The sequence below is a fragment of the Streptomyces sp. UNOC14_S4 genome (genome assembly GCF_020740835.1).
GTDB lineage: Bacteria > Actinomycetota > Actinomycetes > Streptomycetales > Streptomycetaceae > Streptomyces.
The window spans coordinates 1-9,189 of record NZ_JAINFC010000310.1; the positions used below are offsets into that span (position 1 = coordinate 1).

Sequence of the window (9,189 nt, forward strand, 5' to 3'; positions counted from 1 at the left end):
GGGCTGGGGGGCGCCCGCCCGGGCCGGCGCCCCCCAGCCCGCCGCGGCCCGCACCGGCTCCTCCAGCCGCGTCCGGGCCCGCCTCGCCCGCCTGGGCGTCCAGCGCTCCAGCTCGTACAACCCGGTGCTCGAACCGCTGCTGCGCGTCGTCCGCAGCAACGACCCCAAGGCCGACACCGCCACCCTCCGGCAGATCGAGCGCGCCTACCAGGTCGCCGAGCGCTGGCACCGGGGCCAGAAGCGCAAGAGCGGCGACCCGTACATCACCCACCCGCTCGCGGTGACCACGATCCTCGCCGAGCTCGGCATGGACCCGGCCACGCTGATGGCGGGCCTGCTGCACGACACCGTCGAGGACACCGAGTACGGCCTGGACACCCTGCGCCGCGACTTCGGCGACCAGGTCGCCCTGCTCGTGGACGGCGTCACCAAGCTCGACCGGGTCAAGTTCGGCGAGGCCGCGCAGGCGGAGACCGTGCGCAAGATGGTCGTCGCCATGGCCAAGGACCCCCGCGTCCTGGTGATCAAGCTCGCCGACCGCCTGCACAACATGCGCACCATGCGCTACCTCAAGCGGGAGAAGCAGGAGAAGAAGGCCCGCGAGACCCTGGAGATCTACGCCCCGCTGGCCCACCGGCTGGGCATGAACACCATCAAGTGGGAGCTGGAGGACCTCGCCTTCGCGATCCTCTACCCCAAGATGTACGACGAGATCGTCCGCCTCGTCGCCGAGCGCGCCCCCAAGCGTGACGAGTACCTGGCGACCGTCATCGACGAGGTCCAGGCCGACCTGCGCGCCGCGCGCATCAAGGCGACCGTCACCGGCCGCCCCAAGCACTACTACAGCGTCTACCAGAAGATGATCGTGCGGGGCCGTGACTTCGCCGAGATCTACGACCTGGTGGGCATCCGCGTCCTCGTCGACACCGTCCGCGACTGCTACGCGGCGCTCGGCACCGTCCACGCCCGGTGGAACCCGGTCCCGGGGCGGTTCAAGGACTACATCGCGATGCCCAAGTTCAACATGTACCAGTCGCTGCACACGACGGTCATAGGTCCCAGCGGCAAGCCCGTCGAACTCCAGATCAGGACCTTCGACATGCACCGCCGCGCGGAGTACGGCATCGCCGCGCACTGGAAGTACAAGCAGGAAGCCGTCGCGGGCGCCTCCAAGGTGCGCACCGACGTCCCGAAGAACGCGGGCAAGAACCAGGACACCGTCAATGACATGGCCTGGCTGCGGCAGCTCCTGGACTGGCAGAAGGAGACCGAGGACCCGGGCGAGTTCCTGGAGTCCCTGCGCTTCGATCTCTCGCGCAACGAGGTCTTCGTCTTCACGCCCAAGGGCGACGTCATAGCGCTGCCCGCGGGGGCCACGCCCGTCGACTTCGCCTACGCCGTCCACACCGAGGTCGGCCACCGCACGATAGGCGCCCGGGTCAACGGCCGCCTCGTGCCCCTGGAGTCGACCCTCGACAACGGCGACCTGGTCGAGGTCTTCACCTCCAAGGCGGCCGGCGCCGGGCCCTCCCGCGACTGGCTGGGCTTCGTCAAGTCCCCGCGCGCCCGCAACAAGATCCGCGCCTGGTTCTCCAAGGAGCGTCGCGACGAGGCGATCGAGCAGGGCAAGGACGCCATCGCCCGCGCGATGCGCAAGCAGAACCTGCCGATCCAGCGCATCCTCACCGGCGACTCGCTGGTCACCCTCGCGCACGAGATGCGCTACCCCGACATCTCCTCCCTCTACGCCGCCATCGGCGAGGGGCACGTCGCCGCGCAGGGCGTCGTCCAGAAGCTCGTCCAGGCCCTCGGCGGCGAGGACGCGGCCACGGAGGACATCGAGGAGACCGCGCCCATCCGGACCCGCTCCAAGCGGCGCTCCAGCGCGGACCCGGGCGTGGTCGTCAAGGGCGTCGACGACGTATGGGTCAAGCTGGCCCGCTGCTGTACGCCGGTGCCGGGCGACCCGATCATCGGCTTCGTCACCCGCGGCAGCGGCATCTCGGTGCACCGCGCCGACTGCGTCAACGTCGACTCCCTGTCGCAGCAGCCCGAGCGCATCATCGACGTCGAGTGGGCGCCGACCCAGTCCTCGGTCTTCCTCGTGGCCATCCAGGTCGAGGCGCTGGACCGGTCCCGGCTGCTGTCGGACGTCACCCGCGTCCTGTCCGATCAGCACGTCAACATCCTGTCCGCCGCCGTGCAGACCTCGCGCGACCGGGTGGCCACCTCGCGCTTCACCTTCGAGATGGGCGACCCCAAGCACCTCGGGCACGTCCTGAAGGCGGTGCGGGGCGTGGAGGGCGTCTACGACGTCTACCGCGTGACGTCGGCCCGTAGGCCGTAGGCCGTCAGCAGGGCATGAGTAAGGGGCTCCGGCAATAGCCGGAGCCCCTTACTCATGTGCTCGGACGACGACGGCTCAGCCGCCGAACTCCTCCAGGCCCTTCAGCGCCTGGTCGAGCAGCGCCTTGCGGCCCTCGAGCTCCTTGGCGAGCTTGTCGGCCTTGGCGTCGTTGCCCGCGGCGCGTGCCTTGTCGACCTGCTCCTGGAGCTTGTCGACGGCGGCCTGCAACTGCCCGGTCAGGCCGGCCGCACGGGCCCGCGCCTCCGGGTTCGTGCGCCGCCACTCGGTCTCCTCCGCCTCCTGGAGGGCACGCTCGACGGTGTGCATCCGCCCCTCGATCTTCGGCCGGGCGTCCCGCGGCACGTGGCCCACGGCCTCCCAGCGCTCGTTGATCGAGCGGAACGCCGCACGCGCCGCCTTCAGGTCCGTCACCGGCAGAAGCTTCTCCGCCTCGGCGACGAGCTCCTCCTTGAGCGCGAGGTTGCCCTGCTGCTCGGCGTCGCGTTCGGCGAACACCTCGCCGCGCGCCTGGAAGAAGACGTCCTGCGCGCCGCGGAAGCGGGCCCACAGCTCGTCCTCCGCCTCGCGCTGCGCACGGCCCGCGGCCTTCCACTCCGCCATCAGATCGCGGTAGCGCGCGGCCGTCGGCCCCCAGTCCGTGGACCCGGAGAGCGACTCCGCCTCGGCGACCAGCTTCTCCTTGGCCTTGCGGGCGTCCTCGCGCTGGGCGTCCAGCGCGGCGAAGTGCGCCTTGCGCCGCTTGGAGAACGCGGAGCGGGCGTGCGAGAAGCGGTGCCACAGCTCGTCGTCCGTCTTGCGGTCGAGCCGCGGCAGGCCCTTCCAGGTGTCGACCAGGGCGCGCAGCCGCTCACCCGCCGACCGCCACTGCTCGCTCGCGGCCAGCTCCTCGGCCTCGGCGACCAGCGCCTCCTTCGCCGTCCGGGCCTCCTCGGACTGCTTCGCCTTCACGGCCTTGCGCTCCTCGCGGCGCGACTCGACCGAGGCGACGAGCTTGTCGAGCCGGACGCGCAGCGCGTCCAGGTCACCGACCGCGTGGTGTTCGTCGACCTGCGTGCGCAGGTGGTCGATCGCGGTCGCCGCGTCCTTGGCCGACAGGTCGGTGGTCCTGACCCGGCGCTCGAGGAGGCCGATCTCGACGACCAGGCCCTCGTACTTGCGCTCGAAGTAGGCGAGTGCCTCCTCGGGGGAACCCGCCTGCCACGAGCCGACGACCTGCTCGCCGTCGGCGGTACGCACGTACACAGTCCCCGTCTCATCGACGCGGCCCCATGGGTCGCTGCTCACAGCGCCTCCTCCACATGATGCCGGGGCCGGTGCGCGGCCCCTCGGGCATCGTCCACAGTTGTTCCGGCAGGGCCGCGCCCTGACCGGTCCGACGGCTTGATCGTTCGGGTGCGGGCAGCCGTCGGATCAGGCACCCTACACAACGCCAACATAGGCGACCGGCGGCCCGGCTGTCCGTATCCCGCGCGACCGAAATTTCACCGCGCGGGACCCGGGAACGCGCCGGAGGGCGACGGCGACGCGCCGGCGCGCGGCGGAACGCACCGGCGGGCGTCAGGACTTGGCGACGGTCGCCTTGTCGATCGTCACCGTCGCGTTGGGCGCGCCGTCGGGTGCGCCATCCTTCACACCGGCGTCGGCGATCTTCTTGAGGACCTTCATGCCCGCCTCGCCGATCGTGCCGACGGGCGTGTACTTCGGGTCCAGCTTGCTGTCCTGGTAGACGAGGAAGAACTGGCTGCCGCCGGAGTTCGGCTGCCCGGTGTTGGCCATCGCGACCGTGCCCGCCGGGTAGACGCCGTCCTTGACCCGGGAGTCCCCGAGGTTCTCGTCGGGGATCGTGTAGCCCGAGCCGCCCATGCCGGTGCCCTTGGGGTCGCCACACTGCAGGACGTAGATGCCGGAGGTCGTCAGCCGGTGGCAGGAGGAGTGGTCGAAGAAGCCCTCGCCCGCCAGGAAGTTGAAGGAGTTGACCGTGTGCGGGGCCTTCTCGGCGTCCAGCTTGAGGTCGATGGTGCCGCAGGTGGTCTTCAGGGCCATCGCGTAGGACGCGGACTTGTCGATGGTCATCGCGGGCTCCGACTTCCACGTCTTCGTGGTGGGGGAGCCCGGGGCGGCCTTCGCGCAGGGGTCCGGGCCGCGGCTCGGCTTCGTGGAGCTGTCGGGGGCGGCCGCGTCCGTCGTGTCCTTCTTGCCGTCGTCGGAGAGCGCGCCCGTCGCGTAGACGGCCGCGCCGGCGGCGACCACCACGGCGAGGGCCGCGGCGATCACCGCGTTCCGCCGCCGGGCCTTGGCCCGTGCCGCCTCGCGGCGCGCCTGCTGCCGCGCGAATTTCTCCCGGGCGAGCTGCCGCCGCCGCTGCTCGTTACTGACCACCGGGTCGTCTCCTCATAGCGTCTTCGTCCATGGTCCGGTCCGGGTGTTGCGGGTGTGCCCGTACCGTATACGGGTTCGCTGTGACCGGAGTGCCGCCGGTAGGCTCTGTACCGGACCGGGTCTCTCCGCCGGGGAGGCTCCGCCGGTCCACCGCTGGATTTCTGCTGGCCGACTGTTAAGGACGAATGTGCTTATCGCCGGGTTCCCCGCCGGGGCCTGGGGCACCAATTGCTATCTGGTCGCCCCGGCCGCAGGCGAGGAGTGCGTGATCATCGACCCGGGCCACCAGGCCGCCCAGGGTGTCGAGGAAACGCTCAGGAAGCATCGGCTCAAGCCCGTCGCCGTCGTCCTCACCCACGGGCACATCGACCATGTCGCCTCGGTCGTCCCGGTGTGCGGCGCCCATGACGTCCCCGCCTGGATCCACCCCGCGGACCGCTACATGATGAGCGACCCGGAGAAGGCCCTCGGCCGCTCCATCGGGCAGCCCCTCATGGGCGAGCTCACCGTGGGCGAGCCCGACGACGTCAAGGAGCTCAGCGACGGCGCCCGGCTGGACCTCGCCGGGCTGGAGTTCTCCGTCGCGCACGCGCCCGGCCATACCAAGGGGTCGGTGACCTTCAGGATGCCCGAGAGCGACGACATCCCGTCGGTGTTCTTCTCGGGCGACCTGCTGTTCGCCGGCTCCATCGGACGCACCGACCTGCCCGGCGGTGACCACGCCGAGATGCTCCGGTCGCTGGCACGCGTGTGCCTGCCGCTGGACGACTCGACCGTGGTGCTGTCCGGCCACGGCCCCCAGACCAGCATCGGCCGCGAGCGCGCCACCAACCCGTACCTGCGGGACGTGGCCGAGACGCAGCGTGGCCTCGGAGGCGGCGCTACCGCCGCTCCGCGACGAGGAATGTGACGATTTTTCCCGTGAGTACGTTCAAGGCCCCCAAGGGCACCTACGACCTGACCCCGCCCGACTCCGCGACGTTCCTCGCGGTGCGCGAGGCCATCTCCGCGCCGCTCAAGCGCGCCGGGTACGGCTACATCGAGACCCCCGGCTTCGAGCAGGTCGAGCTGTTCTCCCGCGGCGTCGGCGAGTCCACCGACATCGTGACCAAGGAGATGTACACCCTCACCACGCGCGGCGGCGACCAGCTCGCGCTGCGCCCCGAGGGCACCGCCTCCGTGCTGCGCGCGGCCCTGGAGGCCAACCTGCACAAGGCGGGCAACCTGCCCGTCAAGCTCTGGTACTCCGGCTCGTACTACCGCTACGAGCGCCCGCAGGCCGGCCGCTACCGCCACTTCTCGCAGGTCGGCGCCGAGGCGATCGGCGCCGAGGACCCGGCGCTGGACGCCGAGCTGATCATCCTGGCCGTCGACGCCTACAAGTCGCTGGGCCTGAGGAACTTCCGCCTGCTGCTCAACTCGCTCGGCGACAAGGAGTGCCGTCCGGCCTACCGCGACGCGCTCCAGTCCTTCCTGCGCGGCCTCGACCTCGACGAGGACACCCGCCGCCGCATCGAGATCAACCCGCTGCGCGTCCTGGACGACAAGCGCGAGGCCGTGCAGAAGCAGCTCGTGGGCGCGCCGATGCTGCGCGACCACCTGTGCGAGGCGTGCAAGGAGTACCACGAGCAGGTGCGCGCGCTGCTGACCGCCGCGGGCGTCGCCTTCGAGGACGACGAGAAGCTGGTCCGCGGCCTGGACTACTACACCCGCACCACCTTCGAGTTCGTCCACGACGGCCTGGGCTCGCAGTCCGCGGTGGGCGGCGGCGGCCGCTACGACGGCCTGTCCGAGATGATCGGCGGACCGGCGCTGCCGTCGGTCGGCTGGGCGCTCGGCGTCGACCGCACGGTGCTCGCGCTGAAGGCGGAGGGCATCGAGCTCGACCTGCCCGCGGCCACCCAGGTCTTCGCGGTGCCGCTGGGCGACGAGGCCCGCCGGGCGCTCTTCGGCCTGGTGACCGAGTTGCGCCGGGCCGGGGTCGCCACCGACTTCGCCTTCGGCGGCAAGGGCCTGAAGAACGCCATGAAATCGGCCAACCGCTCGGGTGCCCGCTTCGCGCTCGTCGCGGGCGAACGGGACCTGGCCGAGGGCGTGGTGCAGCTCAAGGACCTGGAGTCCGGGGAGCAGACACCTGTCGCATTCGACACAGTGGTGAGCGAACTCCTCGCCCGCCAGGGCTGATTGCCCGGCGGCTCGTGCAGAATGGGCCGCAAGGACCGACTGATGGGATCAAGGGCGCTATGACCACTTCGGCACTCGATCGCTCCGCCACCGACGGCGAGGAGCGGGACGGCCCCGTGACGGGTGCCGTGGGCGCCAGCCGTGCCTTCGCGCTGATGCTGGTGATCACCGGCGCGGCGGGCCTGCTGGCGTCCTGGGTCATCACGCTCGACAAGTTCGAGCTGCTCAAGGACCCCAACTACGTCCCCGGGTGCAGCCTCAACCCGATCGTCTCCTGCGGCAACATCATGAAGAGCGCGCAGGCGGAGGTCTTCGGGTTCCCCAACCCGATGCTGGGCCTCGCCTGCTACGGCGCGATCATCGCGATCGGCCTCGCGCTGCTCTCCGGCGCCCGCTTCCCCCGCTGGTACTGGCTCGGCATGGAGGCGGGCTGCCTCTTCGGCGTCGGCTTCGTCAGCTGGCTCCAGTACCAGTCGCTGTACGTCATCGGCTCGCTGTGCCTGTGGTGCTGCCTCGCCTGGGTCGCCACGATCGTCATGTTCTGGTACGTGACGGTGCAGAACCTCCGGAGCGGCTTCATCCCCGCGCCGCGGGCCGTGCGGAACGCCTTCCTGGAGTTCCACTGGGTGGTGCCGGTGCTGCACATCGGCATCATCGGGATGCTGATCCTCACCAAGTGGTGGGACTTCTGGACGGGCGGCACCGCCTGACAGGCCCCGCATCGCAGGTGTACGCCGCCGGACCCGCCATGGGTCCGGCGGCGTTGTCATACCGGTGGCATAGGGTCTGGAGACGTGGAACCCGACCTGTTCACCGCCGCCGCAGAGGACCGCCAGGAGAAAGACCCGGCGAGCAGTCCGCTGGCCGTCCGCATGCGCCCCCGCACCCTCGACGAAGTGGTCGGCCAGGGCCACCTCCTCAAGCCCGGCTCGCCGCTGCGCAGGCTCGTCGGCGAGGGCGGCGGCGGTCCGGCCGGGCCGTCCTCGGTGATCCTCTGGGGCCCGCCGGGCATCGGCAAGACGACGCTGGCGTACGTCGTCAGCCAGGCCACCAACAAGCGCTTCGTGGAGCTGTCCGCGATCACCGCGGGGGTGAAGGAGGTACGGGCCGTCATCGACGGCGCCCGCCGCGCCTCCGGCGGCTACGGCAAGGAGACCGTCCTCTTCCTGGACGAGATCCACCGCTTCAGCAAGGCCCAGCAGGACTCCCTGCTGCCCGCCGTGGAGAACCGCTGGGTCACCCTCATCGCGGCCACGACCGAGAACCCGTACTTCTCGGTCATCTCGCCGCTGCTCTCACGCTCCCTGCTGCTGACGCTCCAGGCCCTCACCGACGAGGACCTGCGCGGCCTGCTGCACCGCGCCCTCACCGACGAGCGCGGCCTCGGCGGCGCGGTCACCCTGCCCGAGGACGCCGAGGCGCACCTGCTGCGGATCGCCGGGGGCGACGCCCGCCGCGCGCTCACCGCCCTGGAGGCGGGCGCGGGCTCGGCCATCGCCAAGGGCGAGACCGAGATCACCCTGGAGACGCTGGAGGACACCGTCGACCGCGCCGCCGTGCGCTACGACCGCGACGGCGACCAGCACTACGACGTGGCCAGCGCCCTCATCAAGTCGATCCGGGGCTCCGACGTGGACGCCGCGCTGCACTACCTCGCCCGGATGATCGAAGCGGGGGAGGACCCGCGCTTCATCGCCCGGCGGCTGATGATCTCCGCGAGCGAGGACGTCGGCATGGCCGACCCCACCGCCCTGCAGACCGCGGTGGCCGGCGCCCAGGCCGTGGCCCTGATCGGATTCCCCGAGGCGCGCATCGTGCTCGGCCAGGTGACCGTGGCACTCGCTCTCGCCCCGAAGTCCAACGCGGCGTACCTCGCGATCGACGCGGCCCTGGCCGACGTCCGCGCGGGCCTCGCCGGCCCCGTCCCGCCCCACCTGCGCGACGGCCACTACAAGGGCGCCGAGAAGCTCGGTCACGCGCAGGGGTATGTCTACCCGCACGATGTGCCGGGCGGGATCGCCGCGCAGCAGTACGCGCCGGACGCGGTGCATGGCAGGCGGTACTACGAGCCGACGCGGTACGGGGCGGAGGCGCGCTATGCGGACGTGGCGGAACGGGTCCGTGGCCGCCTGCGCGGCGAAGCGGAGCACTGACCGGGGGCTTCGCCCCCGGACCCCCGGTGGTGGTCGGTTGCTGTCCGTGGGCCCGTTTGTGCCCACCCGTTCCGCCGTGCGGAACGCCTGCCCACAAACGGGGGT

7 protein-coding genes are annotated in these 9,189 nt (G+C 71.2%); 5 read left to right on the forward strand and 2 right to left on the reverse strand.

Annotation, left to right across the window (positions count from 1 at the left end):
- Positions 1–2,347, forward strand: a 2,347-nt coding sequence (locus K6I34_RS24420; protein ID WP_229328488.1) for a bifunctional (p)ppGpp synthetase/guanosine-3',5'-bis(diphosphate) 3'-pyrophosphohydrolase, incomplete at its 5' end; no start/stop codon positions are given.
- A 75-nt stretch (positions 2,348–2,422) separates the two neighbouring features.
- On the opposite strand, the gene K6I34_RS24425 is transcribed toward K6I34_RS24420, so the two are convergent.
- Positions 2,423–3,652, reverse strand: coding sequence for a DUF349 domain-containing protein (locus K6I34_RS24425; RefSeq protein WP_229328489.1), 1,230 nt, complete (start codon positions 3,650–3,652; stop codon positions 2,423–2,425).
- Between the two features lie 273 nt (positions 3,653–3,925).
- A complete protein-coding gene (locus K6I34_RS24430) occupies positions 3,926–4,747 on the reverse strand; it encodes a peptidylprolyl isomerase (protein WP_229328490.1) in 822 nt (273 codons plus the stop codon).
- 187 nt (positions 4,748–4,934) lie between these two features.
- On the opposite strand from K6I34_RS24430, the gene K6I34_RS24435 reads away from it, so the two are divergent.
- The 4 genes from K6I34_RS24435 (at position 4,935) to K6I34_RS24450 (ending at position 9,084) form a co-directional block, all read left to right on the forward strand.
- Complete coding sequence (locus K6I34_RS24435) at positions 4,935–5,657, forward strand: MBL fold metallo-hydrolase (protein ID WP_229328491.1); 723 nt, start codon at positions 4,935–4,937, stop codon at positions 5,655–5,657.
- Positions 5,658–5,668: 11 nt separating this feature from the next.
- Positions 5,669–6,931: a histidine--tRNA ligase gene (gene hisS / locus K6I34_RS24440; RefSeq protein ID WP_229328492.1), complete on the forward strand. Its 1,263-nt coding sequence runs from the start codon at positions 5,669–5,671 to the stop codon at positions 6,929–6,931.
- 59 nt (positions 6,932–6,990) lie between these two features.
- Positions 6,991–7,641: a vitamin K epoxide reductase family protein gene (locus K6I34_RS24445; protein WP_229328493.1), complete on the forward strand. Its 651-nt coding sequence runs from the start codon at positions 6,991–6,993 to the stop codon at positions 7,639–7,641.
- An 84-nt stretch (positions 7,642–7,725) separates the two neighbouring features.
- Positions 7,726–9,084 (forward strand): replication-associated recombination protein A, encoded by a 1,359-nt coding sequence (locus K6I34_RS24450; RefSeq protein ID WP_229328494.1) that lies wholly within the window; start codon positions 7,726–7,728, stop codon positions 9,082–9,084.
- The last annotated feature ends 105 nt before the right edge of the window (positions 9,085–9,189 follow it).

Coding starts and splice junctions, on each gene's coding strand:
- K6I34_RS24445 (WP_229328493.1), top strand. CDS start 6,991: ATGACCACTTCGGCACTCGATCGCTCCGCCACCGACGGCGAGGAGCGG.